The organism is Streptomyces sp. NPDC003720, assembly GCF_042875075.1.
GTDB lineage: Bacteria > Actinomycetota > Actinomycetes > Streptomycetales > Streptomycetaceae > Streptomyces.
The window spans coordinates 433,772-460,594 of the sequence record NZ_JBIANZ010000007.1 but is presented as its reverse complement, the minus strand read 5'-3'; the positions used below and the strand labels follow the sequence as shown (position 1 = coordinate 460,594).

The window sequence follows — 26,823 nt, the reverse complement described above, 5'->3', positions numbered from 1 at the left end:
CCGCCGCATCGGGGAGGGGATCCGTCATGGGTCTGGGCAAGATCGCGCTGGGCGCCGTCGTCGGGGTCGCCGTCATCGCCGCCGTGTCCGCCAACGCCGACGACGGCAAGGGCAGCGGCAGCGGCAGCGGCAGCGGCAAGGACACCTCGGCGTCCGCCGTTCACCGGCCGGGCTCGAAGCAGGACACGGGCGGCGGCAAGGACTCGGGCGGCAGGGCGGCGGCGAAGAAGGCCGCCTTCGCGGGGGACGGCGAGTTCCAGGTCGGCTCCGACATCAAGCCCGGCACCTACCGCACGACGGGCAACACGGACGGCATGTGCTACTGGGAGCGGGCCAAGGACGCCTCGGGCGAGATGGACTCCATCCTGGCCAACGACAACGTCTCGGGCACGAGTTACGTCACCGTCAAGGCCGGCGACAAGCTGTTCAAGTCGAACGGCTGCGCGGACTGGGAGGCCGTCGCCGCGAAGCCGAAGGGCTCGCCCGCCTCCTCCATGGACGGCGACGGCGGCATGTTCAGGGTCGGCGCCGATATCGCGCCGGGCACCTACAAGTCGGCCGGCAACAGCGACGACTCCTGCTACTGGGAGCGCACCAAGGACGCCGCGCACGGGCTCGACTCGATCATCGCCAACAACAACGTGAAGGGCACGGCCGTCGTCACCATCGGCGCCGGCGACGCCTACTTCAAGACGACCGGCTGCGGGAACTGGAAGAAGACGGCCTGACGGCCCCGTTCACCACCGCACCGCGCCACCACCGCACGGCGCCATCGCCGCGCCACGCACCGCTCCACTCCCCACCACATCTCACCCCACTTCTCGTAGCAAGGAACTGTCATGCGCCGAACCGCACTTGCCGCCGTCTGCCTCATCACCGCGGCCACCGCGGGAATCACCGGCTGCCTGCCGGGGCAGGACAAGGCGGACAGCAAGCCGAAGGGCCCGTTCGCCGGGCTGAGCGGCGGCCAGATCGCCGACCGCGCGCTGAAGGCCACCACCGGGGCCGCGTCGCTGCGGATGAAGGGCGAGGTCGCCGACGACGAGAGCACCGGCACCATCGGGCTCGACATGGCCCTGGACAAGAAGGGCGAGTGCGCCGGCACGATGAGCATGGGCGGCCAGGGCAAGGCCGACCTGATCAAGACCGGGAGCACCGTCTACATGAAGTACGACGAGGCGTTCCTGCGCGCCCAGAGCAAGGGCGAGTCCAAGGCCGACACCGACGCGGCCGTGGACATGCTGGCCGGGAAGTGGACCAAGATGGCGGTGAAGGGCCAGGACGCCAAGGACATCGCGGGCTTCTGCGACCTGAACTCGGTGCTGGCCGGCGCGGGCGACGTCAGCTCCGACGCCACCCGCGGCAAGACCACCACCGTCGACGGCACCCCGGCGATCGTGCTGCACGAGAAGGACGGCAAGGACCGCTACACGCTGTACGTGGCGACCGAGGGCAAGCCGTACCTGCTCCGCGTCGACAGCGCGGCCGGCGCCAAGGAGCCGGTGCACCTGGCCTTCGCCGACTACGACAAGCCGGTGCCGGCGCAGAAGCCCGCCGGGAAGGTAATCGACCTGGACGCCCTGGGCGGCTGAGCCGGGGCGAGGCCCGGCGCGGGGTCACAGCGGGTGCCGCATCCACACGTTGGGTTCGACGTAGACGGCGTACCCGCGCTCCGGTTCGCAGTGGACCGGGACCAGCGCGCCGGGCACCTCGACGTCCCCCCGGGTGTCGAAGGGCAGCCCGGTCCAGCGGCGCCACTCCTCGAGGGAGGCGCCGACGGTCATGGAGGCCGTCGCCACGGAGTCGATGGTGGCGCCGGCGCGGGCGTGCACGCGCAGCCACGGGTCCTGCGGCAGCCCGTCGGGGCGGACCCGGTGGGCGTACTCGGCGATCGGGGTGCGCGGTTCGCGGTGCTTGGCGCTGGGGCGGACGGGTGCGACGACCTCGCCGAAGCCGCGGGCGCGGGCGTTGTCCCGCATGGCCGAGAGCATGACGGCGGACAGGCCGTGCCCCTGGGCGTGCGGGGCGATGACGACGGAGATCGCGCTGACCGTGTCGGGGCGGGTGCCGCGGCGCAGGTCGGCGAAGGCCCACAGCAGGATCTGGTCCCAGCCCCGGGCGGGCAGGGTGCCCCGGCCCTCGGCGGCGAGGGAGAAGGGGACGCTGAAGGCGTGGGCGACGACCTCACCGCGCTCGTCCTCGGCGAACAGCGCGTACTCGGGCAGTTCGACGGGGATGCGGCCGTAGTGGGCGTTGCCCACGGGGTCGTTGGTCACGAACTCGGGCCAGGTGTCGGCCATCTCGAACACCGCCGGCAGCCGGTCGGGCCGCTCGGCGACGCTGCTCACCTTCACGTCCATGCCGGTCACCGTAGGCGGTGCGGATCGCCCGGGAAACCGAATTGCCGCTCACCGGGCCTTGAAGCGTTCCGGGGCGTTCGTGGGGTTGCCGCCCGTGGGGAGCTTCTGGTCCGGGCAGCCGGCCAGCACCTTCTTCATCGCGGCCTTCTCGGCGGCGGTGACCCACAGGCCGTACTTCTTCTTCACCGCCACCTGGGCGGCGACGTAGACGCAGCGGTAGCCCTTGTTCGGCGGCAGCCAGGTGGCCGTGTCGCCGTCGCCCTTGCCGCGGTTGGTGCTCGCGTCGACGGCCAGCAGGTTGAGCGGGTCGTTGGCCAGGGCTATGCGCTTTCCGGGCGCCCAGTACTTGGCGCCCTTCTGCCAGGCGTCCGAGAGGGCGACGAGGTGGTCGATGTCGACCTGGCTGCGGCCGCGCCGGTAGGTGATGACCTTGCCGGAGTAAGGGTCGGGCTTCAGCAGGCCGTAGGAGACCTTGCAGTCCCCACCGGTGTACTTCACCTGCTCCAGGTCGCGCTTGAGGATGTCGTCGCGCGTGTCGCAGGAGTTGGAGTCGGTGTCCGCCCAGGCGGAGCCGAAACGCTCGCGGGAGTAGCCGGTCTTGGGGGCGCGCCCCTTGACGGTCAGCGAGTCGGCCGCGGACAGGGCCGCTCCCCCGTGCGCCTTCTCCTCGGGACCCGAGGACCCGCCGATCTCGTCGGTCTTGCAGCCGGCCACGGAGACCGCCATGACGACCGCCGCGGCGACCGCCCCGCCCCTCAGACGCGTCACGGTGCGTCCCCTTCGCTCGCCCTGTCCGCCCTGACGTGCGGGCGGATCGTGTCCGCGTCCACCGTAACGGGCGTACGGCGCACAGCAGATGGGGCTCAAAGGGGCACTCGGGCCGCTACCGGGACGATGGCCGCGAAATTCGGTGCTCCGTCACCGGCCGTCGCGGCACGGCAGCGGGGCGGGAGGTCTCGCCCTCCCGCCCCGCGCCAGGCTCTTCTACGACCCCAGGACCGAGGCCAGGAACTCGCCGACCCAGCCCAGCAGTTCGCGTCCGACGAGCGGCTTGCCGCCGACCTTCGCGGTCTTCGGCCGCGGGACGAGGACCTGGTGCGCGGCCGGCTTGATGACCGTGCCCGGGTACAGCCGCTTGAGCCGCAGCTCCTGCGACTCGCGCAGCTCCACCGGCGCGAAGCGGATGTTGTTGCCCTGCAGCACGATCTCGCCGACGCCGCAGGCGCGCGCGAGCATCCGCAGCCCGGCCACCAGCAGCAGGTTCTCCACCGGCTCGGGCAGCTTGCCGTAGCGGTCGGTGAGTTCCTCGCGGACGGCCTTGACGTCCTCCTCCGAGTTGGCGGAGGCGATGGCGCGGTACGCCTGCAGGCGCAGCCGCTCGCCGGGGGCGTAGTCGTGCGGGACGTGCGCGTCGACGGGCAGCTCGATCTTGACCTCGAGCGGCGGCTCCTCCTCGATCTCGCCGGTCTCCAGCTGCCGCCGGTAGTCGGCGACGGCCTCGCCGACCATGCGGACGTACAGGTCGAAGCCGACGCCCGCGATGTGCCCGGACTGCTCGCCGCCGAGGAGGTTTCCGGCGCCGCGGATCTCCAGGTCCTTCATGGCGACGTACATGCCCGCGCCCATCTCGGTGTGCTGGGCGATGGTGGCCAGGCGCTCGTGCGCGGTCTCGGTCAGCGGCTTCTCCGGCGGGTACAGGAAGTAGGCGTAGCCCCGCTCCCGGCCCCGGCCGACGCGGCCGCGGAGCTGGTGGAGCTGGGACAGGCCGAAGTTGTCGCCGCGCTCCACGATGAGGGTGTTGGCGTTGGAGATGTCGATGCCGGACTCGACGATCGTGGTCGACACCAGCACGTCGAACTTCTTCTCCCAGAAGTCGACGACGACCTGTTCCAGCGCGGACTCCGACATCTGGCCGTGCGCCGTGGCGATCCGCGCCTCGGGGACGATCTCGCGCAGCCGCGCCGCCGCCCGGTCGATGGACTCGACCCGGTTGTGGATGTAGAAGACCTGGCCCTCGCGCAGCAGTTCGCGGCGTACGGCGGCGCCGATCTGCTTCTCCTCGTACGGCCCGACGAAGGTGAGGACGGGGTGTCGCTCCTCGGGCGGGGTGGTGATGGTGGACATCTCCCGGATGCCGGTGACCGCCATCTCCAGGGTGCGCGGGATCGGGGTGGCGGACATGGTCAGGACGTCGACGTTGGCGCGGAGCTTCTTCAGCTGCTCCTTGTGCTCGACGCCGAAGCGCTGCTCCTCGTCCACGATGACCAGGCCGAGGTCCTTGAACTTGGTCTCGGAGGAGAACAGCCGGTGGGTGCCGATGACGACGTCCACCGAGCCTTCCTTCAGGCCCTCAAGGACGGCCTTGGCCTCGGTGTCGGTCTGGAAGCGGGAGAGTGCCTTCACGCTCACCGGGAACTGCGCGTACCGCTCGGAGAACGTGCCGAAGTGCTGCTGCACCAGCAGGGTGGTGGGGACGAGCACGGCGACCTGCTTACCGTCCTGTACGGCCTTGAAGGCGGCGCGCACCGCGATCTCGGTCTTGCCGTAGCCGACGTCGCCGCAGATCAGGCGGTCCATCGGGACCGACTTCTCCATGTCCTCCTTGACCTCGGCGATGGTGGTGAGCTGGTCGGGGGTCTCCGCGTAGGGGAAGGCGTCCTCCAGCTCGCGCTGCCACGGGGAGTCGGCGCCGAAGGCGTGTCCGGGGGCGGCCATGCGGGCGCTGTAGAGTTTGATCAGGTCGGCGGCGATCTCCTTGACGGCCTTCTTGGCGCGCGCCTTGGTCTTGGTCCAGTCGGCGCCGCCGAGGCGGTGCAGGGTGGGCGCCTCGCCGCCGACGTACTTGGTGATCTGCTCGAGCTGGTCGGTGGGGATGTAGAGGCGGTCGCCGGGCTGGCCGCGCTTGGCGGGGGCGTACTCCACGACCAGGTACTCGCGGGTGGCGCCCTGGACGGTGCGCTGCACCATCTCGATGTAGCGGCCGACGCCGTGCTGCTCGTGGACGATGTAGTCGCCCGCCTCCAGGGTGAGCGGGTCGACCGACTTGCGGCGGCGGGCCGGCATCCGGGCGCCGTCGCGGCCGGAGGCCTTCTGGCCGGTGAGGTCGGTCTCGGTGAGGACGGCCAGCTTCAGCGCCGGGTCCACGAAGCCGTAGTCGATGCAGCCGCAGGAGACGTGCACCACGGAGGGGCTGAGCTCGCCGAGGTCGGCGTCCAGGCGGGCGGCGATGCCCTCGCCGCCGAGCACCTCGACCGTGCGGGCGGCGGGGCCGTGGCCCTCGGTGACGAAGACGGTGCGCCAGCCGTCGGCGAGCCAGCCCTTGGTGTCGGCGAGGGCCCGCGCGGTGTCGCCGCGGTAGGTCTCGGTGGCGTGCATGCCGAGCTTGAGGGTGTCCGCGTCGGCGTCGGCGAACGTCTCGTCGGCCGCGAACGGCGACACCGACCACCACATCATGTCCAGCTCGCGCGCCCGGTCGCGGACGTCGGCGATGGACCACAGGGACGCCGCGCCGACGTCGATGGGCGCCTCGCCGCCGCCCGCCGTGGCGGCCCAGGAGGCCTGCAGGAACTCCTGGGAGGTGGCGACGAGGTCGGCGGCCCGGGTGCGTACCCGCTCCGGGTCGCAGACCACGGCCATGGCGCCGCCGGGGAGCACGTCGAGCAGCAGCTCCATGTCGTCGACCAGGACGGGGGCGAGGGACTCCATGCCCTCGACCGCGATGCCCTCGGCGATCTTGTTCAGCAGTTCGCCCAGCTCCGGGTGCTCCTCGGCGAGCGCACGCGCGCGCGTGCGGACGTCGTCGGTGAGCAGCAGCTCACGGCAGGGCGGGGCCCACAGACCGTGCTCGGCGACCTCAAGGGAGCGCTGGTCGGCGACCTTGAAGTAGCGGATCTCCTCGACGTCGTCGCCCCAGAACTCGACGCGCAGGGGGTGCTCCTCGGTGGGCGGGAACACGTCCAGGATGCCGCCGCGCACGGCGAACTCGCCGCGCTTCTCCACCAGCTCCACGCGCGCGTAGGCGGCGGCCGCGAGGGCTTCGACGACCTGGTTCAGGTCGGCGCTCCGGCCCGTTCTCAGGGACACGGGCTCCAGGTCGCCGAGACCCTTGACCTGCGGCTGGAGCACGGAGCGCACGGGGGCGACGACGACGGAGACGGGGCCCGTCTCGGGGTCGTCGGAGCTGGGGTGGGCGAGGCGGCGCAGCACGGCCAGGCGGCGGCCGACGGTGTCGCTGCGCGGGCTCAGCCGCTCGTGGGGCAGCGTCTCCCAGGAGGGGTACTCCGCGACCGTCTGCGGGGGCAGCAGGGTGCGCAGGGCGGCGGCCAGGTCCTCGGCCTCCCGTCCGGTGGCGGTGACCGCCAGCACGGGCCGGCCGGTCTCGCGGGCCAGGGCGGCGACCGCGAAGGGGCGGGCCGCGGGGGGACCGACCAGGTCGACGTGCATGCGGTTGCCGTCCGCCGCCGCCTCGATCGCTTCGGCGAGGGCGGGGTCCTTGACTACGGCGTCGAGCAGACCGTGCAGGCTCATGGAGAGGCTTTCCGTCCGGGTATGGGCAACGCGAACCACCCGACACGCGGGGCGGGCCGGGGGTTTCCAGGGTACGTCGCCCGGGCTCCCGTCACCCGGCGGAGTGAACACGCCGGCGCGCTGGAGGGACCCGGCGCCGGCTCGTGTTCCACCGCGTGATCGCCGCCCGGGCCCGGCTCGGGGGCCTGACGGGCATCAGCGGAACGACCGGCTCCAGAAAGTACGACGTGGGAAGCGCCCCCGCATGAGAACACCCGGCGCCGAGAAGTCCCCCGTGACTTCTCGGCGCCGGCCCCCGTGCCCCGTCTCCCCCGTCCGGGGCCGCTATTCGGTCGCGATGGCGTTCAGGACGTTCATCCGGCCCGCCCGGAACGCCGGGATCAGGGCGGCGAACAGGCCCACGAAGGCCGAGGCGACGAAGACCGTGATGATCGTCGGCCAGGGGATCTCCAGGACCTTCAGGCCCTCCAGCGCCAGGAGCTTCTGCGCGGTCGCGCCCCAGCCCATGCCCAGGCCCAGGCCGAGCAGGGCGCCGAAGACCGCGATCACCACGGACTCCAGGCGGATCATGCGGCGCAGCTGGCGGCGGGAGAGGCCGATGGCCCGCATGAGGCCGATCTCCCTGGTCCGCTCGACCACCGACAGCGCCAGGGTGTTCACCACACCGAGGACGGCGACGATGATCGCGAGCGCCAGCAGGCCGTAGATCATGTTGAGCAGCTGGCCGATCTGGTCCTTCAGCGCCTGCTTGTAGTCGGTCTGGTCGCGGACCGTCAGGCTCGGGTCGCTGTGCAGGGCCGCCTTCAGCGCCTTGTAGGCCGCGTCCTGCTGCCCGTCCTTGGCGGTGGCGAACACCAGCATGTCCAGCGGCATCCGGTCGGCGGGCACGTACTTCGCGACCGTCGGGATGGACACGTACATGGCGCCCTTGTCGACGACGGCCTCGTCGCTGGTGATCGCGCGGACCGTCAGCCTGGCCGTCGAACCGTTCTTGAAGTCGACGGCGACCTTGGAGCCGACCTTGATGCCGTGCTTCTCGGCGAACCCCTCGAAGACGGACATCGAGTCGGGCCGGTAGGCGTCGGCGAGCGTGCCGGCGACCGTCTTGGTGCGCAGGTCCTGCGCGTAGGTCGGATCGGCCGCGTTGATCGTCTCCTTCTTGGAGACCTTGCCGTCCGGGGTGGTCAGGGCCGCGTCCACGAGCTTGTACTCGGTGACCCGCTCCAGGCCCGGGGTGTCCTTCACGGCCCGTACGGACTGCGGGTTGATGAGCCCGCCCTGGTTGTCGTTCTGGATGATGAAGTCCGTGCCGACGGTCTTGTCGAGCTGGTCGGTGGCGGAGGCCACCATGGAGGAGCCGACCACCGACAGGCAGGCCACCAGTGCCAGGCCGATCATCAGCGCGGCGCCGGTTGCGCCGGTGCGGCGCGGGTTGCGCAGCGCGTTGCGCTCGGCCATCCGGCCGACCGGGCCGAAGACCCGCAGTATGACCATGCCGAGGACGCGGACCAGGCCGCCGGCGAGCAGCGGGCCGATGACGACGAAGCCGATGAGGGTGAGCACCACGCCGAGCCCCAGCCAGCCGGAGCCGCCCTTGGCCTGGTCGGAGGCGGCGGCCGCGAACAGGCTCGCGGTGCCCGCGCCGGTCAGGACCAGGCCGACGACGGCCCGGACGATCCCGGCCTTGGCGTCGGCCGGGGCGTGCGCGTCGCGCAGCGCGGCCATCGGCGAGACCTTGCCGGCGCGCCGAGCGGGCAGGTAGGCCGCGAGGACGGTGACGACGACGCCGAGGAGCAGGCCGAGCGCCGGGGTGGTCCAGGCGACGGTCAGGTCGTCGGTGGACAGGTGCATGCCGATCTGGCCCATGAGCTTCATCAGGCCGACGGCGATCCCGACGCCCGCCGCGACGCCGAGCACGGAGCCGATCACGCCGAGCAGCAGGGCCTCGATGAGCACCGACCGGTTGACCTGCTTGCGGGAGGAGCCGATGGCCCGCATCAGACCGATCTCGCGGGTGCGCTGGGCGACCAGCATGGAGAAGGTGTTGATGATCAGGAAGATGCCGACCAGGAAGGCGATCCCGGCGAAGCCGAGCATCGCGTACTTCATGACGTTCAGGAAGCTCTGGACCTGCTTCTGGTTGGCGTCGGCGACCTCCTTGGCCGTCTGCACCCGGTAGCCGCGCCCGAGTGCGGTGACCACGTTCTTCTTCAGCTGGACGTCGGTGACGCCCTTGGCGGCGGTGACGTTGACGTTGGTGTACACGCCGGTCCGGCCGACCAGGGTCCGCTGGGCGGTCTCCGTGTCCAGGTAGAAGATCGCCGCACCGGGGTTGGTGACGGTGAAGGCGGCGATGCCGGACACGCGCGCGTGGTGGGTGCCGACGACGGTGATGATGCCGATCTCGTCACCGATCTTCAGGTGGTGCTTCTTGACCGTGTCCGCGTCCACCATGACCTGGCCGGGCCCCTTGGGGGCCGCACCCGAGGTGATCTTCATGGTGCGGGCGTCGTTGCCGTTCCAGCTTCCGACGATGGTCGGGGCGCCGCTGGTGGGCGAGAGCTTGTCGAGGTCCTGGTCGACCACGGTCACCGAGGTGGAGAAGACCGTTCCCTCGGCCGCGCCGACACCCCGCGCGCCGCGCACCTCGCCGACCACGGAGGCCGGCATCACGGGCGGCTTGCCGGTGTTCGAGGTGGTCTCGCCGGTGTCGGACGAGTCCTTGGCGCTGACCTGCACGTCGGACGACGTCGCCTGGAACAGGTTGTCGAACGTCGTGTTCATGGTGTCCGTGAACACCAGCGTCCCGCAGACGAAGGCCACCGACAGCAGCACCGCGATCGCCGACAGCGCCATCCGGCCCTTGTGGGCGAGGAAGTTGCGCATCGAGGTTCTCAGCACGGTCATGACGTGCGCCCCCGGGCGTCGAAGTCCTTCATGCGGTCCAGGACCTGCTCGGCCGTCGGCTGGTGCATCTCGTCGACGATCCGGCCGTCGGCGAGGTAGAGCACGCGGTCGGCGTAGGAGGCGGCCACGGGGTCGTGGGTGACCATCACGATGGTCTGCCCGAGCTCCGTCACGGAGCGGCGCAGGAAGCCCAGCACCTCGGCGCCCGCGCGCGAGTCGAGGTTTCCGGTGGGCTCGTCGCCGAAGATGATCTCCGGGCGGGCGGCGAGCGCGCGGGCCACCGCGACGCGCTGCTGCTGGCCGCCGGAGAGCTGGGTGGGCCGGTGCTTGAGCCGGCCGGCCAGCCCGACGGTCTCCACGACCCGGTCCAGCCACGCCCGGTCGGGCTTGCGGCCGGCGATGTCCATGGGGAGCGTGATGTTCTCGAGCGCGTTCAGCGTGGGCAGCAGGTTGAACGCCTGGAAGATGAAGCCGATGCGGTCCCGGCGCAGCTTGGTGAGCTTCTTGTCCTTCAGGCCGGTGATCTCGGTCTCGTCCAGGTAGATCTGACCGCTCGTCACCGTGTCCAGGCCGGCGAGGCAGTGCATGAGGGTGGACTTGCCGGACCCCGAGGGGCCCATGATCGCGGTGAACTGGCCGCGGGCGATGTCCACGTCGACGTGGTCCAGCGCGACGACGCGGGTCTCGCCGGACCCGTACGCCTTGACGACCTGCCGGGCCCGCGCGGCGACGGCCGTAGGCCCTCCAGTGCCCCCGTGCCTGGGAATGGTCACAGCCGATGTCACGGTATGTCTCCTCTGTCGGTCGACAGGTCGGTGGGTGCGTCCGGTGTTCCGGTGCGCCTGTTCCGGGTACGACGCCGAGTCTGGCGTGCGGCGGGCGTGCCGCGCGCTGGTGCGAAGCCCCCAGTCGTGCGGGGGAAAACCCCACCCCCGCCGGTTCGGTCAGCCGCCCCCCAGCGGCGTAAAGCCAGGTTAAGGACGGCGGTGGGGCTTTCTCGTCCTCCGGCGGGACGAACCCTCCCCGACCCTGAGTACGGAGATACCCCTAGGGGTCGTCCACCGTCGGGTGGAGACCCGCCCGGCTCCGGCTCCACCCTCGGCCCCGGAAAGGCTCCACCCTCCCGTCGCGTCAGGTGCAAGTGCCGCGGCCGCGCGGTGACTTCACGGCGCCCCGAACGCGGGCGCCGCCTCGCGAACGCCCTGGTTAACGCGGGTAACAACACGGGCGGGACACGGTTCGGTGGAGTAAGCGCATACCGACCGGCCAGTTCGGTGAAAAGCACGCGCGGCCGTGGCCCCGCGAGTAGCGTGCGTGACCCGCTTCCCCAAGCCCTACCTCCCTGCGGTCCGCCGCCACGGACCCGAGCCACGCAAGGAGCCCCGGGATGTCCTACGACCCGCCGCCCTCCCCGACCTACCCCACCTACCCCTGGCAGCCGGCGCCCCCCGAACCGCCGCGCACGCACCGCGCCCCGGCCCACGAACCCCTCGGGCACCACAGCGACCTGCGCATGCTGCGCGGCGCCTACCGCTGGCAGCGCCGCACCGCCACCCTCACCGCACTCGGCTACTTCACGCTGTTCCTCGTGCTGTCCGCGTACGCCCCGCACGTCATGACGCGGGACCTCGCCGACGGCGTCCCGGCCGGCCTGCTGCTCGCCCTGCTCCAACTCCCGGTCACCTGGCTGGCGATCGCCCTGTACGAGCACACCGCGCGCCGCCATGTCGACCCGCTCGCCGACCGCATCCGCCAGGAGGCCGAACTGGACGCGCGGCGGGGGGCGATCCGGTGACCGCCCGCGCCCTCCCGCCGGACGTCTCCGGCTTCAGCGGCTCCGCCCAGGCCATGTCGCTGGTCGCGTTCTCCGCCGTGGCCACCCTCACCCTGCTGCTGTGCGTGATGACCGGCCCGGACCGCGACGACCTCGACGAGTTCTACACCGGCTACGGCACCCTGTCCCCGCTGCGCAACGGCCTGGCCATCGCCGGGGACTACATCTCCGCGGCCACCGTCCTCGGCACCGGCGGAGTGATCGCCCTGTGCGGCTACGACGGTGTCGTGCTCGCCCTCAGCACCGCCCTTTCCCTGCTGCTGCTGATGTTCCTGCTGGCCGAACCGCTGCGCAACGCCGGCCGGTTCACCATGGGCGACGCGCTGGCCCGCCGGATGCCGGGCCGCGCCGTGCGGATCACGGCCTGCGTGGTGACGATCGCCTCGCTGCTGCCGCTGATGCTGGTGCAGCTCGCCGGCACCGGACAGCTCATCGCCTTCATCCTCGGCTTCTCCAACGAGTCCCTGAAGACCGGCTGCGTCATGGGACTCGGCGCCCTGATGATCGCCTACGCCGCGATCGGCGGCATGAAGGGCACCGCGCTCATCCAGATCCTCAAGATCGTGATGCTGGTCGGCTCCGGCGCCGTCGTCGCCGTACTGATCCTGCACCGCTTCGACTGGGACCCGGGCGCCCTCTTCCAGGCGGCCGCGGCGCAGAGCGGCGCGGGACCCGCCTTCCTGCACTCCGGGCTGCAGTTCGCCGGGCATTCGAACGCCCGCCTGGACATGATCTCCTCCGAGCTGACCATCGTCCTCGGCGGGGCCTGCCTGCCCCACGTCACCATGCGCATGTACACCGCCTCCAGCGCCCGCCAGGTGCGCCGCTCACTGTCCTGGGCGGTGTCGCTCGTGGCACTGTTCGTGCTGGTCATCACGGTGGTCGGGTTCGGCGCCACGGCCCTCGTCGGCCGCTCGGCGATCGCGGCCGCCGACCAGCAGGGCAACACCGCCTACCTGCTGGGCTCGCGGGCGGCGTTCGGCGTGGACGTCTCAACCACGGAGAGCTTCCTGTTCACCCTGGTCACCACGGCGCTCTTCCTGACCCTGCTCGCCTCGGTCGCCGGGATGATCCTCGCCTGCGCCAACTCCCTGGCCCACGACGTGTTCGCCGCCCGGGTGCAGGAGATGCCGGCCCGCCGGGAGATGGCCCTGGCCCGCTTCTCCGCGCTCGCCATCGGCGTGCCCACGATCCTGCTGGCCACCCTGGTGCAGCACCACAGCCTGCAGCCGCTGGTGACGCTCTCCTTCTGCCTCGGCGCCTCCGCGCTCGCCCCCGCCCTCGTCTACAGCCTCTTCTGGCGCCGCTACACCCGCGCCGGGCTGATGGGCACCCTGCTCGGCGGTTCGCTGACCGTGCTGCTGCTCATGCCGGGCACCAACCTCGTCTCCGGTTCGCCCTTCTCGGCCTTCCCCGGCGCCGACTTCAACTGGTTCCCGTTCACCACGACCGGCATCGTCTCCATTCCGGCCGGCTTCCTCTTCGGCTGGCTGGGCACGGTCGTCTCCGGCCGCCGCAAGGCGGAGGAGCAGCGGCGCCAGTACGAGGCGGTGGAGGGCTGGATCCTGGCGGGCGCGGTCCGCAGGGGCGACTGACCCGACGCGGCAACGCACGCCTTCGCCCCGTCAGGGGGTGTCCTCCGGCTCACGCAGCCCCGACCCGGACGGCACCCCCTGCTCCTGCTCCACCCTCCCGGTCAGGGTGATCAGGCTGTTGCGCACGGAGTCCATGTGCGTCTGGACCTCGTCCCACATCTCGCTGTGCTCGCGCAGCACCCGCTCGGTCTCCTGGGCGATGCGCTTCTCCTCCGTGTGCGCCTCGTCGACGATCTCGACGGCACGCACCCGCGCCTGCTCCTCACAGCGGCGCGCGGCCTCCTCGGCCTCGACGAGCGCCCGCTCCGCCTCGGCGACCCGGGCCTCGGCGGCGGCGATCCGCTCGGCCTGACAGGCCTCCAGCGCGACCAGCCGCTCGGCCTCCTCACGCTCCACGGCCGCCAGCCGCTCCGCCTGCTCCGCCGCCTGCTCGGCGGCGAGTCCGTCGATGCGCTCGCGCACCTCGCGCAGCGCGGCGAGCGCCTCCCCGCGCCGCTCCTTCACCCCGCGCCGCGCGCCGATCCGCAGCTCGTCGGCCTCGGCGCGCGCGGCGAGCACGAGCCGGCGGGCGTGCTCCACTGCCTCGGCGCGCGACGCGTCCGCCGCCTCCCGGGCCGCCTGGTGCACGTCCAGGGCGTACGCCTCGGCCTCCGCGATCTCCTCCTGCGCCGCCCGCCGCGCCTCCTCCCGGACCTCCTCCGCCTCCCGCAGCACCAGTCGGTACAGCTGCGCCGCGCGCTCCCCCAGCGACTCGTACGTCTGCGGCACCAGTTCCCCGACCGCCTCCCGCAGCCGCGCCGCCTCCGCCTCCATGTCCTTGGCGAGCACGGTCAGCCGCGCGGCGCGCTCCCATGCGGCGTCCCGGTCCTGCGACAGCGCCTCCAGGTACGCGTCGACCTGGTCGGGGCGGTAGCCGCGCCCCCGGACGGTCTCGATGCCGTACGGCGTCGCCGATGCGCTGCTCACCCTGGGAGCCCCTCTCCGCCGGACATACACGACATAATGATTTAGCGCATATCCTGCTAGACCGGGCCTTAGTGTTCATAACACGACACTCCGCAGAGATGTCACGGTCGAAATCGCCCCCGGCGACGCGCCCGAGAAAAAAATCGTGCCCTCCACGCACACGCGTGAAGGGCACGAGAGGAGCGGGCCTCAGCGGGCGCGGGCTACAACAGCCCGTCCCACATCTGCTCCAGCAGCACCGACCACCAGCTCTCCGGCGACCCCAGCGCCGCCGGGTCCAGCGCGGCAAGCTGCGCCTGGAAGTCCACCGTCCAGCGGCCCGCCTGCTCCTGGTTCAGCCCGTGCCTCAGCCGCCACATCCGACCCAGCAGCGCCAGGCACCGCGCGAACTCCGGCAGGCCGGTGTTCACGAACTGCGGCGGCACCGGAGCACCGCCCGGCCCGGCCTCCACCGGAACGGCCACGATGTTCGCCGTCCCGTACTGCACACACACCGCCCGGCCGAAGTCCGTGCCCATCACCAGGTACGACCCCGCGTCCGGCGCCGGCTGCACCCCGCGCTCCACCGCCAGCTCCGCCAGCGTCGGCACCGGACGGCCCGGCTGGGCCTGCGCCCAGAAGAACGGCCCCAGGTCCACCGGAAGCCCGGCCACCACCAGCGTGTGCGCCACGACCGGCGGCACACCCTGCCGCGACACGGCCTGCTGCTCGAACCGGAAGACACCCGGCCCGAACGCCGCCGCCAGCTCCTGCGCGATCGCCTCCGGCGGGACGGGCGGCGCCGGCGGCACCGGCGGCAGCGGCGCCCGCACCGGCGCGGGCCGCGCCGGACCGTCGGCGACCTGGTGCAGCTCACCCTGGTGCGCCAGCAACTGCCGCATGCCCTGCTGCCGGCTCGCGTGGTCGGTGCCGTACGGCGCGATGCTCGTGATCCGCGCCTGCGGCCACTGCTCCCGGATCATCCGCGCGCAGTACGCCCCCGGCAGCTCGCACGACTCCAGCTCCGTGTGCAGCTCCAGCACCTGGTCCGGCGGCACGTTCATCGCCCGCAGCTCATGGAAGATCTGCCACTCCGGATGCGGCGTGCCCGGCGCCGAACGCCGGATCAGCTGCTGCTCCGAACCGTCCTGCGCGCGGTAGCGCAGCACCGCCTGGTACCCCGGACCCACCGTCGGCTGCCCCTGCTGCGGATAGCCGTACGCCGGCGGCTGCCCCGGCAGCGGACCACTCGGCGGCGGCATCGCACCCGGCGGCGGCATCGCACCAGGCGGCATCGGCTGCGAGTGCGGCTGCGGCTGCGGCTGCGGCGGCGGGGCCATCGGCGCCGGAACGCCGGGGGCGCCCGGCGGCATCCCGGGCGGGCCGGGCACGGGCGGCGGGGGCGGCGGCGCTGCCGGACCGCCCACGGGCGGCGCCGCCAGCACGGTCTCCGCGTGGTGCACCGCACCACGGCCACCGCCCGGGGCACCGGGAGCGGCGGGCGCGCCGGGAGCGCCCGGAGGCTGCGGGGCGCCGGGAGCGGGAGGCATCGGCATGCCCGGGGCGGCCAGCACCGTGGCCGCGTGGGGAGCGTCGCCCGGCGGCGTACCCGGCGCACCGGGCGGCTGAGGAGCACCCGGAGCACCGGGGCCCTCCGGGCCGAGCGACGACACGAGCTGCGTCGGCACGTACCCGCCCGCGGGCGCGCCGGGAGCGCCCGGCGCGGGCGGCGGGGGCGCACTGCCCGGACGGGCGCCCGGCGTACCCGGGGCGCCCGGCAGCGGAGGCGGCGCGCCCAGCCCGGCGCGCGGCTTGCGCGGCGGCGGCGCCGCCTTGCTCGTCGCCGCGTCCGCGATGTCCCCGGCGTTCGGCGCGAGCGGCCGCTCGCCACCGGCCGGCGGCTGCGGCGCGTCCGGCACCGCACCCGGCGCCGGCGGATAGCCGTACGTCGGCGCACCGGGAGGCGCCGCGCCCGGAGGCGGCGGAGTCGCGCCCGGCCCGGCCGGCGGCGGCGTGCCCGGTGCCGCCGGGGGCTGCGGATGGCCGTAGGACGGCACACCCGCGGGCGGCGGAGGCGTGGCGCCCGGCACACCCGGCGCGGCGGGCGGGGTGCCGGGGGCGCCCGGCGCACCCGGCCCGCCCTGCGAGTCCAGCGCCGGCGCCACCGCCGTGGACGGCAGCGCGCTGCCCCCGGACATCAGCGCCGTCTTGGCGTCCGGCGCGGCGGCCGGCGGCCGGGGCGCGTCGCCGTCCGAGTCGCTCAGCGGCGGCGCGAACACGGTCGCCGGCAACGGCACCGAACGATCCTCGCCGGAATCCGCGTTGGTGTCCGTACCCGCCCACGGCGTGGCCCCCGCGGGAGCCTCCGGCGCACCCGGCACACCAGGCGCACCGGGCGCGACCGGCCCGCCCGCGGGCCCACCCGGCGCCCCGGCCGGCCCCGCGCCCGGTGTGGCGCCCGCACCGGCGGCCGGCCACGAGGCACCGCTCCCGGAGCCCGGCCCCGCGGCCGGCGTGCCCGGCACCGCGTCCGAGGGCCCCGCCGCCGGCACCCCGGCCTGCGTCTCGGCGAGCGCCCCGCCGCCCCCGCCCGAACCGGCGGCGGCAGCACCGGAGTCCGCGGCGGCCGCGGCCCCCGAGGACTCCCCCGAACGGCGATCCGGGATGCCCAGCTTGTCCGCCGCCTCCTGCAACCACTCCGGCGGACTCAGCAGGAACGACGTCTGGTTCAGGTCCACCCGGGCCGGAGCCTGCGCCGGCACCGCGTCCCGCACCTCGTCGACCCGCCCGTACTCCTCCTCGTACCGGCGGATCACCTCGCCCACCGGCAGCGCCGGCCACAGCGTCGCCTCGCCGCTGTCCCGGGCGATGACGAGCCGCTGCCCGCCCGCGTCCGACCGCGGCCCCTCGGCACGGTCCTCGCCCCACACCACGAAGCCCAGCTCGAACTCCCGCACCCGCACCTCACGATGCTGGTACGCGGGCACGTCCCCGTTGATCCACTCCTCAGCGCGCTCCTGCGCCTGCGCAAAGGTCACCATCGCTCGCAGCTCACTCCCCCACCGGCACGGACGACACCGGAACGGCACGCGCGAAACCGCCGTCCACCATCAGGCTCGCCACCGTCTCCAACTCCGGCGGATCGCCCGCCAGCCGCGACAGGAACGCGTCGAAGTCGTCACCGCACGGCAGCAGCAACCGCTCCACCCGCTCCGCCGGCGACCACGACGCGTCCACGTCCCGCACGTCGTCGTACGCGCAGAACCACACCGAACCCACCCGCTCGCCGCGCACCTTCACCGCGAGCAGACCACCCTGCACGAAACAGACGCCCAGGTAATCCTTCGTCAGGTGGTCGCGCAGGCACTTGTTGACGTACACCAGGTCGTTGACCGCGGCCTCGTCCCGCACCGTGAAGAACGGCTGGTCCAGCAGCAGCCCCAGCTCGGCGTCCAGCGCGGCGCCCACCGGCGCACAACCGCCGGCCGCCTTGAGGAACGACCGGTACGCGCCCGGCAGGCGGTACCCCAGCTCCTCCTCGACGCCCTGCACCTGCGACTCCGTCACCGCCACACCCGACTTCGGCAGCCCGAAGTGCGCCGGACGCGTCTCCTGCAACGGCCGCGTACCGCGCTTGCCGTGATCCACCCGGGTCGTCGCCACCCCGCCGTGATGCCGCAGCAGCGCCTTCACCTCGACCGGCACCAACTCCAGCCGCCGCGAACCCACCACGTGGTGCCACGTCCAGCCGTGCGGCGTCGCCACATCCGGCACCGTGTCCCACAACTCGTGCTCCGTCGCCGCCAACGCCGCGTTCGCCGACACGTAGTCCGTCAGCCGCAGCTCGTCGACCCCGAAACCCTCCGGCGGATCGGCGATCTCCGCCGCCGCGCGCGCGTACGCCGAGAAATCCGGGTAACCATGCTCATCGACCCGTACCCCTCTCGGGTGACGTGCCGCCCGGACCGGATCCGGGAAGTGCACGACCTGCCCGGCATAGGCCGCGTTCGGCGGCGCGGCTTGTCCCCCGGCCTGGCGGCTGGGCGGTGCCCCCAGCCCGAGCCGACCTGTCGTCATGGCGGTTGCCCCCTGAGGCGTTCTCTCTGGCCTGAACGGCGGTGTCGATCGCGGATGCCGACAGCCTAAGCGGTACGCGCACACCGGTCACCGGCCCGCCGCCCCACCCCCGCCACATCCCGCCCCCACTTCCGTGACCAGCCGTCACCCCAACGTGACGGCACCACCCGACCCGGGCGTGTCGCGCCGCCCCAGCTTCCCGACGAGCCACGGCATTTGGCACTCTGTGTCCTTCGGGGGCACCCCCGGGGAGGGAAAACGCACATGAACGCGACGCAGACCGGAGGCGCCGACGTGCGGGCCGGCGACCCGCGCATCGGCTGGAGCGGCACCCCCGCGCCCGCCGCCCCCACCCTCCACCACCGCCGCGACGGCATCCTCCCCACCATCGCCGCCGCCCTCTCCGTACGCGGCACCACCCTCACCGGCACCGCCGCCCGCGGCGACCAGCCACCGGTCCTGCACCCCCTCGTACAGGACTTCCTCGACACCCTCACCAGCACTCAGCGCGACCGCTTCACCGGCCGCTGCGCCGAGACCATCCTCATCTCCCGGCACATCACCGCCGCCGACGCCGCCCGCAGCAAACGCGCCGCCCGCAAGCCCATGACCAACGGCGAAGCCCGCAAAGTCCTCAAGCAGGCCAAGCTCACCACCCGCCGCATACGCGAGGACGGCGACCCCCTCCACGGGAACTTCGCCACCCCATGCCGCGCCTGCACCGCCCTGAGCGCCCACTTCGGCGTCCGCGTCGTCGACCCCACCGCCGGCGACTGAACCCACCCCACCCCGCACGGCGGGACCCACCGGAACGCCCCGCACCACCCGCACAGCACGCACGACGATCGAAGGGCAGATGCACCCCGACCGCACCTCTACCACCCGCTTCCCCGTCCCCGTCGACGCCGCCCTGCGCGCCGCCGGCTGGCAGCCCGGGCGCTGGGACATAAAGCAAGCGGAGTACTGGGCCGACACCCTGCGCGAGCACACCTCACCCGCCGGACACGAGCACACCGTCTTCCCCGCGGCCGTCGAGGCCTGGGCCGAGTTCGGCGGACTGCGCATCGCCCCCACCGGGCCCGGCCGCCAGGTCGCCCCCGCGACCGTGCACCTCGACCCCCTGCACGGCCTCCACCTCGCCCGCACCCTCGGCGACCTCGGCCGCGCCCTCGGCACCGAGGTCAGCCCCCTCGGCGAGGAGACCGACACCTCCGCCCTCCTCGCCATCGACGCCGAAGGCCGCGTCTACGCCCTCGACCACACCGGCGACTGGTACCTCGGCCCCGACATCGACCAGGCCCTGACGACCCTCGTCACCGGCGCCATACCCGCCCGCCTCACCACCGCCTGACCCCACTCGGCACCGACCGGCCCGGTCGGCAACGGCGGCGCCCGTCACACCGCGGCGACCGCGCCCCTCACACCGCCGGGATCACCGCCGACACCCGGAAACCCCCCACATCCGTCGGCCCCGACACGAACACGCCCCCCAGCGCCAGCACCCGCTCCCGCATCCCCACCAGACCGTTGCCGCCCGACGGCAACCCCGCCGCCGACGCGGAACCCGGCTCCGGCGGCGGACCGTTCTCCACCTGCATCGCGATCTCCCCGACCCGATGCGCGAGCCGCACGTACGTCTTCGCGCCCCCCGCGTGCTTGTGCACGTTCGTCAGCGCCTCCTGCACCACCCGGTACGCCGTCTGCTCCACCTCCGCCGCATACGACCGCACCTCCCCCTCCACCGACAGATCGACCACCATCCCCGCCGCGGCCGACTGCCCCACCAGCTCCTCCAGCTCCGACAGACACGGCCCCTCCTCCTCGGCCGCCTTCGAAGCCGCCCGCGCCACGGCCGCCCCCACCGCGGCCAGCGGCACCGCCGCCGCCCGCCGCCCCGCGTCCTCCCCGGCCCGCAGCACCCCGAGCATCTCCCGCAGCTCCGTCAGCGCCTGACGCCCCATGTCGCCCACCAGCGCGGCGTTCTTCACCGCCTTCTCCGGGTCCTTCCGCGCCACCGCCTGCAACGCCGCCGCATGCACCACCATCAGACTCACCCGGTGCGCGACCACGTCGTGCATCTCACGGGCGATCCGCGTCCGCTCCTCGTTGCGCGCCCACTCGGCCCGCTCCTCCGCCCGCTCCGCGAGCAACTGCAGCTCCCGCTCCAGCGAGTCCGCCCGCTCCCGCAGGCTCTCCATCAACCGGCGCCGCGCGCCCACGTACAGACCGAGCAGCACCGGCGGCGCCGTCAGACCCAGCGAGGTCGTGATCGAGGCGAACGGCACGAACCAGTCGCCCAGCGTCAGATCACCCCGCGCCATGTCCTGCCGCACCCGCACGAACGTCACGACCATCGTGCCCACCAGCGACATCCCCGCCAGCGCCACGATGATCCGCCGCGGCAGCTCGCACGCCGCCAGCGTGTACAGGCCGACGATGCCCATCAGGAAGCCCATCTGGGCCGGCGTGATCGCGATCGCGACCAGCACGACGGCGATCGGCCACTTCCTGCGCACCAGCAGGACCGAGCCGGCGATCAACCCGAACACGATCCCCACCGACACCGGGACACCCGCGTCCCGGGCGAACGGAATCCCCTCCGCCCCGCACTCCACGGCCGACACCAGCGCGAGACTCCCGTCGAGCACCGCACTGCGCCACCTGGCCCACCACCACGGGCCGGTCAGGGCCCTGGTGTGCTCTTCCCCCGTCGTGGTCATGCCCCCAGCCTACGGGCGGCGGCCATGCCATTTCCGGTGACTTTCGCCTACCGCCGCACACCACACTCCGTAATCGAATGACACCTGATCCCCCCGAAATCCCTCGAACAGCTGAAGCCCATCCGTTCGACCCCGGACCCGATCATTCCGCCCGGACGGTATGCGTATGACACATTCACCCGGCAAGAGCAGCAGGTACGAGGACTTCGAAACGTTGCGGAAGCGAGCGGTCGCGCTGCGGCGGGAGGGGTACAGCCTCCGGCAGATCCGGGACGAGCTGAAGGTCTTCAACAACGACATCCTCAACCGGCTCGTCAAGGGCGAACCGCCCCCGGAATGGACGAAACGCCCCAACGCCAAGGACGACCTCCGGGAGAGGGCCCGGGAACTGCGCCTGAAGGGGTGGACGTACGACCGGATCCAGGTCGCGCTGGGGTGCTCGAAGAGCTCGGTGTCGCTATGGGTGCGGGACCTGCCGAGGCCGGAACGGCGGGACCCGTCCGAACAGGCGAAGCTGGCCGCTCAGAAACGCTGGGAACACGAGCTGGCAGTACGTGACAAGGAACGGCAGAAGACCAAAGCGGCCGCCAGGAGCGAGATCGGCGCGCTGACCGATCGGGAGCTCTTCATGACGGGCGTCGCCCTTTACTGGGCAGAGGGCGGTAAGGACAAGCCCTACGCACGGCGCGAGAACGTGCAGTTCGTGAACAGTGATCCCGGCGTGATCCGGGTCTACCTCGCCTGGCTGGATCTGCTGGGCGTGGAGCGCAGCCGGCTCCGCTGCCGTCTCATGATCCACGCGACGGGTGACGTCGGGGGCGCCAAGCGGTACTGGGCCGACCTCGTAGGCGTGGAAGCCGACACCTTCCAGCGGACGACCATCAAGAAGCACAACCCGAAGACCGTCCGCAAGAACGTCGGGGAGGACTACCGGGGCTGTCTTGTGATCAATGTTCTGCAGGGGGCAGAGCTGTACCGTCGCATCGACGGCTGGTGGAGAGGCATCGTGGACGGCGTCTCAGGGATCACGGCGCCGCCCTCCTCGGGTAAGGTCTGACGCAGCCATCCGCCATGGGGTAACTGGTAGCCCGCGGGCCTTTGAAGCCCTGTAGTGCTGGTTCGAATCCAGCTGGCGGAGCCGCTCCGGTGCGGGCCCTGACAGTACCGTCAGGGCCCGCACTCATATCCGCCACAACGCGCCCCGGTATCCTGCGGCTGTCACCCCCACCCATCCAGAGCCGAAGGGCAACCCCGTGAGCGCCATTCGCCCGGCAGCCGTCGTCGTTCTCGCAGCGGGTGAGGGCACCCGTATGAAGTCGGCCACACCGAAGGTCCTGCACCAGATCTGCGGTCGTTCCCTCGTGGGCCATGTGCTGGCCGCCTCCCGTGAGTTGGATCCGGCGAACCTGGTCGTCGTCGTGGGGCACGCCCGTGAGCAGGTCGCCGCGCACCTCGGTGAGATCGACCCCGGCGTCCGCACGGCCGTGCAGGAGCAGCAGAACGGCACCGGGCACGCGGTGCGGATGGGTCTCGAGGAGCTGGGCGGCCCGGTCGACGGGACCGTGGTCGTGGTGTGCGGGGACACTCCGCTGCTGACCGCGGACACGCTGCGGCGGCTCGCGGAGACGCACGCCGCCGACGGCAACGCCGTGACGGTGCTGACCGCGGAGGTCCCGGACGCGACCGGTTACGGCCGGATCGTGCGCGACGAGGCGTCGGGCGCGGTGACGGCGATCGTGGAGCACAAGGACGCGTCGGACGCGCAGCGGTCGATCCGCGAGATCAACAGCGGGGTGTTCGCGTTCGACGGGCGGCTGCTGGCGGACGCGCTGAAGAAGGTGCGGACGAACAACAGCCAGGGCGAGGAGTACCTGACGGACGTGCTCGGGATCCTGCGTGAGGCGGGGCACCGGGTCGGTGCGTCGGTGGCCGGTGATCACCGGGAGATCGCGGGGATCAACAACCGGGTGCAGCTCGCGGAGGCGCGCCGGATTCTGAACGACCGTCTGCTGACGCGGGCGATGCTGGACGGTGTGACGGTGGTGGATCCGGCGTCGACGTGGGTGGACGTGACGGTGACGTTCGAGCGGGACTCGGTGGTGTATCCGAACACGCTGCTGTCGGGTGCGACGCTGATCGGCGAGGGTGCCGAGGTGGGTCCGAACAGCCGGCTCAACGACACCCGGGTGGGTGCGGGGGCGCGGGTGGACAACACGGTGTCGGACGGCGCGCGGATCGGCGCGGGGGCGTCCGTGGGGCCGTACGCGTATCTGCGGCCGGGTACGCGTCTCGGTGCGAAGGCCAAGATCGGTACGTACGTGGAGACGAAGAACTCGTCGATCGGTGAGGGGACGAAGGTTCCGCATCTGTCGTACGTGGGTGACGCGACGATCGGTGATTTCTCCAACATCGGTGCGGCGAGTGTGTTCGTGAACTACGACGGGGAGAGCAAGCACCACACGACCGTCGGCTCGCACTGCAAGACGGGGTCGGACAACATGTTTGTGGCTCCTGTCACGGTCGGGGACGGTGCTTACACCGCCGCCGGGTCCGTGATCACGAAGGATGTGCCGCCCGGTTCGCTGGCCGTGGCCCGTGGTCAGCAGCGGAATATCGAGGGTTGGGTGGCTCGCAAGCGTCCTGGGAGCGCGGCCGCGAAGGCGGCCGAGGCGGCGTCCCGGCAGGGCGCTGACGAGGACTGACGGGAAACGGGTGCGCCGAACACGGCGTACCGTGATAAGTGGACATCCGCACCCCTACCAGCTGATTCGGCCTCTCGCGCCCAGCCGAGTGGTGGCTTGGGCAGCCGGCTGGCTTTTAGAGACCTCTGAGGAGACTGTGCTGTGACCGGGATCAAGACGACCGGCGAGAAGAAGATGATGTTCTTCTCCGGCCGCGCCCACCCCGAGCTTGCCGAGGAGGTCGCCCAGCAGCTGGGTGTCGGGGTCGTCCCGACGAAGGCCTTCGACTTCGCCAACGGCGAGATCTACGTCCGTTACCAGGAGTCGGCGCGTGGCGCCGACTGCTTCCTGATCCAGAGCCACACGGCGCCGATCAACAAGTGGATCATGGAGCAGCTGATCATGATCGACGCGTTGAAGCGCGCGTCGGCCCGTTCGATCACGGTGATCGTGCCGTTCTACGGTTACGCGCGGCAGGACAAGAAGCACCGGGGCCGTGAACCGATCTCGGCGCGTCTGATCGCGGATCTGATGAAGACCGCGGGCGCGGACCGGATCCTGACCGTGGATCTGCACACGGACCAGATCCAGGGCTTCTTCGACGGTCCGGTGGACCACCTGTTCGCGCTGCCGCTGCTGGCGGACTACGTGGGCGGCAAGGTGGACCGGCAGAAGCTGACGGTCGTGTCGCCGGACGCCGGCCGGGTGCGGGTGGCGGACCGCTGGTGCGACCGGCTGGGCGCGCCGCTGGCGATCGTGCACAAGCGGCGGGACAAGGACGTGGCGAACCAGGTCACGGTGCACGAGGTCGTCGGTGATGTGAAGGGCCGGATCTGCGTCCTGGTGGACGACATGATCGACACGGGTGGCACGATCTGCGCCGCGGCGGACGCGCTGTTCGCGCATGGTGCGGAGGACGTCATCGTGACGGCTACGCACGGTGTGCTGTCGGGTCCGGCGGCGGACCGGCTGAAGAACTCGCGGGTGAGTGAGTTCGTGTTCACGAACACGCTGCCGACGCCGGGTGAGCTGGCGGGGGACCTGGACAAGATCAAGGTTCTGTCGATCGCTCCGACGATCGCGAGCGCGGTGCGTGAGGTGTTCGAGGACGGGTCGGTGACCAGCCTCTTCGACGAGCAGTGAGGTTTCTGCAGTTCGCCTTCGCGGGCTAGCTGAAGATCCTTTTGGAGGCGGCCTCCCCTGCCGAGTAGACTGCTGCAGTTGCTCGGCGAGGGAGGCCGTTCCCGTTTCCACGGGGTACGGCGATCCGTTATCGACGCGCTCTTCGTAGCAGGCCGTTCGTGGCCGGGTGACCACGTCCGTCTCTGTTTCCGAGGAGTGATCAACATGTCCGAGGTCAAGCTCACCGCCGCCACGCGCAGCGAGTTCGGCAAGGGTGCCGCCCGTCGTATCCGCCGTGAGGACAAGGTTCCCGCCGTTCTCTACGGTCACGGCTCCGACCCGCTGCACCTGACCCTTCCGGGCCACGAGCTGCTGCTGGCGCTGCGCACGCCGAACGTCCTGATCTCGCTGGACATCGACGGCAAGACCAACGAGCTGGCGATCCCGAAGTCCGTGCAGCGCGACCCGATCAAGGGCTTCCTGGAGCACGTCGACCTGCTGCTGGTCAAGCGCGGCGAGAAGGTCACGGTCGAGATCCCGGTGCAGACCGAGGGCGAGCTGGCCCCGGGCGGCAACCTGCTCGAGCACGTGCTGAACGCGCTTCCGGTCGAGGCCGAGGCCACGCACATCCCCGAGGCCGTCACCGTCTCCGTCGAGGGCCTGGAGGCCGGCGCCTCCATCCACGCCAAGGACATCACCCTGCCGTCCGGCGTGACCCTGGCCGTCGATGAGGACGCGGTCGTCCTGCAGGTCCTGGCCGCGCAGGCCGAGGAGGCCCCGGAGGGCGAGGAGACCGAGGGCGCCGAAGAGGTCGCCGAGGCCTGATCCTCGTAGTCGTCGTTTCGTCAGCCGCTGTTCCCCGTGGGGGACGGCGGCTGGCGCGTATCAAGGAGACATGGACGTGAGCACTCCCGCAGGCGCCCCCTGGCTGATCGTGGGGCTCGGTAATCCCGGGCCGGAGTACGCCATGAACCGGCACAACGTCGGTTTCATGGTGGTGGACCTGCTCGCCGGGCGGATCGGGGGGAAGTTCAAGCGGGCGGGCAAGGCGCAGGCGCAGGTGCTGGAGGGGCGGATCGGTCCGGTGGGGCCGGCGAGCCGCCGGGTGATCCTGGCGAAGCCGATGTCGTTCATGAACCTGTCGGGTGGGCCGGTGAACGCGTTGCGGGACTTCTACAAGGTGCCGCCGGCGAACGTCGTCGCGGTGCACGACGAGCTGGACATCGACTACGGCGTGCTGCGGCTGAAGCTGGGCGGCGGGGACAACGGGCACAACGGTCTGAAGTCGATGACGAAGGCGATGGGCGCGGACTACCACCGGGTGCGGTTCGGGATCGGCCGGCCGCCGGGGCGGATGCAGGTGGCGGACTTCGTGCTGAAGGACTTCTCGTCGTCGGAGCGCAAGGAGCTGGACTACTTCGTGGACCGGGCGGCGGATTCGGTGGAGTGCCTGGTGACGGAGGGTCTGGAGCGGGCGCAGAGCGCTTACAACTCCTGACTTGTCCGGTCTTGGCTCCCACCGGAGTTGACCGGCAGTAGGGGTATGGCCAATGATCCCCGCCATGCCTGCCTCAGCCACCACCGCCCGCCAGGCCTCCGTGACCGCGCTGCGGTTCGGGCGGGTCGCGTCGACGGGTGTCCTCGCCGCGCTGATCCTGTTCGCGGGGGTGTGGGGTTCCTGGGGGACCGCGCAGCACGTGATGCTGACCAAGGGGCGGGAGCGGGGCACGGTCCGGGTGGCGGACTGCGCGGGGGACGTCTGCTCCGGTCCGTTCACGCCGGCCTCCGCGGGGGCCGGTGCGCACGCGCGCGTGAAGATCGAGCGGTCGGTCGCGGTGCGCGCGGGGCGGACGTACGACGTGGTGCTGAAGCCGGGGTCGGCCGAGGCGGTGCGGTCGGGTCCCGCGGGTGTGCTGTACGCGTGGGTGCCGTTCGGCGGGGGGCTGCTGCTGGCGTCGGTCGTGGTGGCGGGCGGGATGCGGCGGACCCGGCCGGCGTGGGCGCTGGCCGGGGCGGGTGCGGCGCTGCTGACGGCGGCGTTCGTGGCGCTGTGAC

General features: G+C 72.0%; 21 protein-coding genes and 1 tRNA gene. 13 read left to right on the top strand and 9 right to left on the bottom strand.

Annotation, left to right across the window (positions count from 1 at the left end):
* Window positions 1–26: 26 nt before the first annotated feature.
* Together ACFYU0_RS21950 and ACFYU0_RS21945 are read left to right on the top strand one after the other, a co-directional pair.
* On the top strand, window positions 27–728 hold the full coding sequence (locus tag ACFYU0_RS21950; protein WP_389303548.1) for a hypothetical protein: 702 nt from the start codon (window positions 27–29) through the stop codon (window positions 726–728).
* Between the two features lie 111 nt (window positions 729–839).
* Window positions 840–1,592 carry a hypothetical protein gene (locus ACFYU0_RS21945; RefSeq protein WP_351664774.1) on the top strand — a complete coding sequence of 251 codons (753 nt, stop codon included), beginning with the start codon at window positions 840–842 and terminating at the stop codon, window positions 1,590–1,592.
* Window positions 1,593–1,616: 24 nt separating this feature from the next.
* On the opposite strand, the gene ACFYU0_RS21940 is transcribed toward ACFYU0_RS21945, so the two are convergent.
* The 5 genes from ACFYU0_RS21940 to ACFYU0_RS21920 form a co-directional block, all read right to left on the bottom strand.
* A complete protein-coding gene (locus ACFYU0_RS21940; protein WP_351664776.1) occupies window positions 1,617–2,360 on the bottom strand; it encodes an N-acetyltransferase in 744 nt (247 codons plus the stop codon).
* A 48-nt stretch (window positions 2,361–2,408) separates the two neighbouring features.
* A complete protein-coding gene (locus ACFYU0_RS21935) occupies window positions 2,409–3,128 on the bottom strand; it encodes an HNH endonuclease family protein (RefSeq protein WP_351664778.1) in 720 nt (239 codons plus the stop codon).
* Window positions 3,129–3,344: 216 nt separating this feature from the next.
* Window positions 3,345–6,887, bottom strand: a complete 3,543-nt coding sequence (gene mfd, locus ACFYU0_RS21930) for a transcription-repair coupling factor (protein ID WP_351664780.1) — start codon at window positions 6,885–6,887, stop codon at window positions 3,345–3,347.
* Between the two features lie 324 nt (window positions 6,888–7,211).
* Entirely contained in the window at window positions 7,212–9,794 is a 2,583-nt protein-coding gene (locus ACFYU0_RS21925) for an FtsX-like permease family protein (protein WP_351664782.1), read from the bottom strand.
* The gene (locus tag ACFYU0_RS21920; protein WP_351664784.1) at window positions 9,791–10,579 is read right to left on the bottom strand and encodes an ABC transporter ATP-binding protein; all 789 of its coding nucleotides are present in this window, start codon (window positions 10,577–10,579) and stop codon (window positions 9,791–9,793) included. Before ACFYU0_RS21920 ends, ACFYU0_RS21925 begins: the two co-directional genes overlap by 4 nt.
* Before the next feature lie 602 nt (window positions 10,580–11,181).
* Between ACFYU0_RS21920 and ACFYU0_RS21915 the strand changes: the two genes are divergently transcribed.
* Together ACFYU0_RS21915 and ACFYU0_RS21910 are read left to right on the top strand one after the other, a co-directional pair.
* Entirely contained in the window at window positions 11,182–11,589 is a 408-nt protein-coding gene (locus tag ACFYU0_RS21915; RefSeq protein WP_389303543.1) for a DUF485 domain-containing protein, read from the top strand.
* Window positions 11,590–11,642: 53 nt separating this feature from the next.
* Complete coding sequence (locus ACFYU0_RS21910; RefSeq protein WP_389303638.1) at window positions 11,643–13,223, top strand: cation acetate symporter; 1,581 nt, start codon at window positions 11,643–11,645, stop codon at window positions 13,221–13,223.
* A 30-nt stretch (window positions 13,224–13,253) separates the two neighbouring features.
* On the opposite strand, the gene ACFYU0_RS21905 is transcribed toward ACFYU0_RS21910, so the two are convergent.
* From ACFYU0_RS21905 to ACFYU0_RS21895, 3 genes are all read right to left on the bottom strand, one after another.
* A complete protein-coding gene (locus ACFYU0_RS21905) occupies window positions 13,254–14,189 on the bottom strand; it encodes a cellulose-binding protein (RefSeq protein ID WP_351664788.1) in 936 nt (311 codons plus the stop codon).
* 203 nt (window positions 14,190–14,392) lie between these two features.
* Window positions 14,393–17,209, bottom strand: coding sequence for an SUKH-4 family immunity protein (locus tag ACFYU0_RS21900; RefSeq protein ID WP_389303540.1), 2,817 nt, complete (start codon window positions 17,207–17,209; stop codon window positions 14,393–14,395).
* 10 nt (window positions 17,210–17,219) lie between these two features.
* The gene (locus ACFYU0_RS21895; RefSeq protein ID WP_389303537.1) at window positions 17,220–18,245 is read right to left on the bottom strand and encodes an SMI1/KNR4 family protein; all 1,026 of its coding nucleotides are present in this window, start codon (window positions 18,243–18,245) and stop codon (window positions 17,220–17,222) included.
* 264 nt (window positions 18,246–18,509) lie between these two features.
* On the opposite strand from ACFYU0_RS21895, the gene ACFYU0_RS21890 reads away from it, so the two are divergent.
* Together ACFYU0_RS21890 and ACFYU0_RS21885 are read left to right on the top strand one after the other, a co-directional pair.
* On the top strand, window positions 18,510–19,022 hold the full coding sequence (locus tag ACFYU0_RS21890) for a YwqJ-related putative deaminase (RefSeq protein ID WP_389303535.1): 513 nt from the start codon (window positions 18,510–18,512) through the stop codon (window positions 19,020–19,022).
* Between the two features lie 79 nt (window positions 19,023–19,101).
* Window positions 19,102–19,596 carry an SUKH-3 domain-containing protein gene (locus ACFYU0_RS21885; RefSeq protein ID WP_389303532.1) on the top strand — a complete coding sequence of 165 codons (495 nt, stop codon included), beginning with the start codon at window positions 19,102–19,104 and terminating at the stop codon, window positions 19,594–19,596.
* Window positions 19,597–19,663: 67 nt separating this feature from the next.
* Here ACFYU0_RS21885 and ACFYU0_RS21880 read toward each other — a convergent pair whose 3' ends face one another.
* Window positions 19,664–20,965: a sensor histidine kinase gene (locus ACFYU0_RS21880; protein WP_389303529.1), complete on the bottom strand. Its 1,302-nt coding sequence runs from the start codon at window positions 20,963–20,965 to the stop codon at window positions 19,664–19,666.
* Window positions 20,966–21,131: 166 nt separating this feature from the next.
* Here ACFYU0_RS21880 and ACFYU0_RS21875 point away from each other — a divergent pair, with 166 nt between their 5' ends.
* From ACFYU0_RS21875 to ACFYU0_RS21845, 7 genes are all read left to right on the top strand, one after another.
* Window positions 21,132–22,022 (top strand): hypothetical protein, encoded by an 891-nt coding sequence (locus ACFYU0_RS21875; RefSeq protein WP_389303528.1) that lies wholly within the window; start codon window positions 21,132–21,134, stop codon window positions 22,020–22,022.
* Between the two features lie 8 nt (window positions 22,023–22,030).
* A tRNA-Gln gene (locus ACFYU0_RS21870) sits at window positions 22,031–22,103 on the top strand.
* Window positions 22,104–22,218: 115 nt separating this feature from the next.
* Window positions 22,219–23,667 (top strand): bifunctional UDP-N-acetylglucosamine diphosphorylase/glucosamine-1-phosphate N-acetyltransferase GlmU, encoded by a 1,449-nt coding sequence (gene glmU / locus ACFYU0_RS21865; RefSeq protein WP_351664802.1) that lies wholly within the window; start codon window positions 22,219–22,221, stop codon window positions 23,665–23,667.
* A gap of 141 nt (window positions 23,668–23,808) precedes the next feature.
* Window positions 23,809–24,789 (top strand): ribose-phosphate diphosphokinase, encoded by a 981-nt coding sequence (locus tag ACFYU0_RS21860; protein WP_351664804.1) that lies wholly within the window; start codon window positions 23,809–23,811, stop codon window positions 24,787–24,789.
* 204 nt (window positions 24,790–24,993) lie between these two features.
* On the top strand, window positions 24,994–25,593 hold the full coding sequence (locus ACFYU0_RS21855; protein WP_351664806.1) for a 50S ribosomal protein L25/general stress protein Ctc: 600 nt from the start codon (window positions 24,994–24,996) through the stop codon (window positions 25,591–25,593).
* Between the two features lie 70 nt (window positions 25,594–25,663).
* Window positions 25,664–26,266 (top strand): aminoacyl-tRNA hydrolase, encoded by a 603-nt coding sequence (gene pth / locus ACFYU0_RS21850; protein ID WP_351664808.1) that lies wholly within the window; start codon window positions 25,664–25,666, stop codon window positions 26,264–26,266.
* Window positions 26,267–26,318: 52 nt separating this feature from the next.
* On the top strand, window positions 26,319–26,822 hold the full coding sequence (locus ACFYU0_RS21845) for a hypothetical protein (RefSeq protein WP_389303524.1): 504 nt from the start codon (window positions 26,319–26,321) through the stop codon (window positions 26,820–26,822).
* Window position 26,823: the final 1 nt, after the last annotated feature.

What these genes read in the sequence shown, in the direction of transcription:
- ACFYU0_RS21950 (WP_389303548.1), top strand. Translation starts at nt 27, where the DNA reads ATGGGTCTGGGCAAGATCGCGCTGGGCGCCGTCGTCGGGGTCGCCGTC.
- ACFYU0_RS21945 (WP_351664774.1), top strand. Translation starts at nt 840, where the DNA reads ATGCGCCGAACCGCACTTGCCGCCGTCTGCCTCATCACCGCGGCCACC.
- ACFYU0_RS21940 (WP_351664776.1), bottom strand. Translation starts at nt 2,360, where the DNA reads ATGGACGTGAAGGTGAGCAGCGTCGCCGAGCGGCCCGACCGGCTGCCG.
- mfd (WP_351664780.1), bottom strand. Translation starts at nt 6,887, where the DNA reads ATGAGCCTGCACGGTCTGCTCGACGCCGTAGTCAAGGACCCCGCCCTC.
- ACFYU0_RS21925 (WP_351664782.1), bottom strand. Translation starts at nt 9,794, where the DNA reads ATGACCGTGCTGAGAACCTCGATGCGCAACTTCCTCGCCCACAAGGGC.
- ACFYU0_RS21915 (WP_389303543.1), top strand. Translation starts at nt 11,182, where the DNA reads ATGTCCTACGACCCGCCGCCCTCCCCGACCTACCCCACCTACCCCTGG.
- ACFYU0_RS21910 (WP_389303638.1), top strand. Translation starts at nt 11,643, where the DNA reads ATGTCGCTGGTCGCGTTCTCCGCCGTGGCCACCCTCACCCTGCTGCTG.
- ACFYU0_RS21900 (WP_389303540.1), bottom strand. Translation starts at nt 17,209, where the DNA reads ATGGTGACCTTTGCGCAGGCGCAGGAGCGCGCTGAGGAGTGGATCAAC.
- ACFYU0_RS21895 (WP_389303537.1), bottom strand. Translation starts at nt 18,245, where the DNA reads ATGACGACAGGTCGGCTCGGGCTGGGGGCACCGCCCAGCCGCCAGGCC.
- ACFYU0_RS21890 (WP_389303535.1), top strand. Translation starts at nt 18,510, where the DNA reads ATGAACGCGACGCAGACCGGAGGCGCCGACGTGCGGGCCGGCGACCCG.
- ACFYU0_RS21885 (WP_389303532.1), top strand. Translation starts at nt 19,102, where the DNA reads ATGCACCCCGACCGCACCTCTACCACCCGCTTCCCCGTCCCCGTCGAC.
- ACFYU0_RS21880 (WP_389303529.1), bottom strand. Translation starts at nt 20,965, where the DNA reads ATGACCACGACGGGGGAAGAGCACACCAGGGCCCTGACCGGCCCGTGG.
- ACFYU0_RS21875 (WP_389303528.1), top strand. Translation starts at nt 21,132, where the DNA reads ATGACACATTCACCCGGCAAGAGCAGCAGGTACGAGGACTTCGAAACG.
- ACFYU0_RS21855 (WP_351664806.1), top strand. Translation starts at nt 24,994, where the DNA reads ATGTCCGAGGTCAAGCTCACCGCCGCCACGCGCAGCGAGTTCGGCAAG.
- pth (WP_351664808.1), top strand. Translation starts at nt 25,664, where the DNA reads ATGGACGTGAGCACTCCCGCAGGCGCCCCCTGGCTGATCGTGGGGCTC.
- ACFYU0_RS21845 (WP_389303524.1), top strand. Translation starts at nt 26,319, where the DNA reads ATGATCCCCGCCATGCCTGCCTCAGCCACCACCGCCCGCCAGGCCTCC.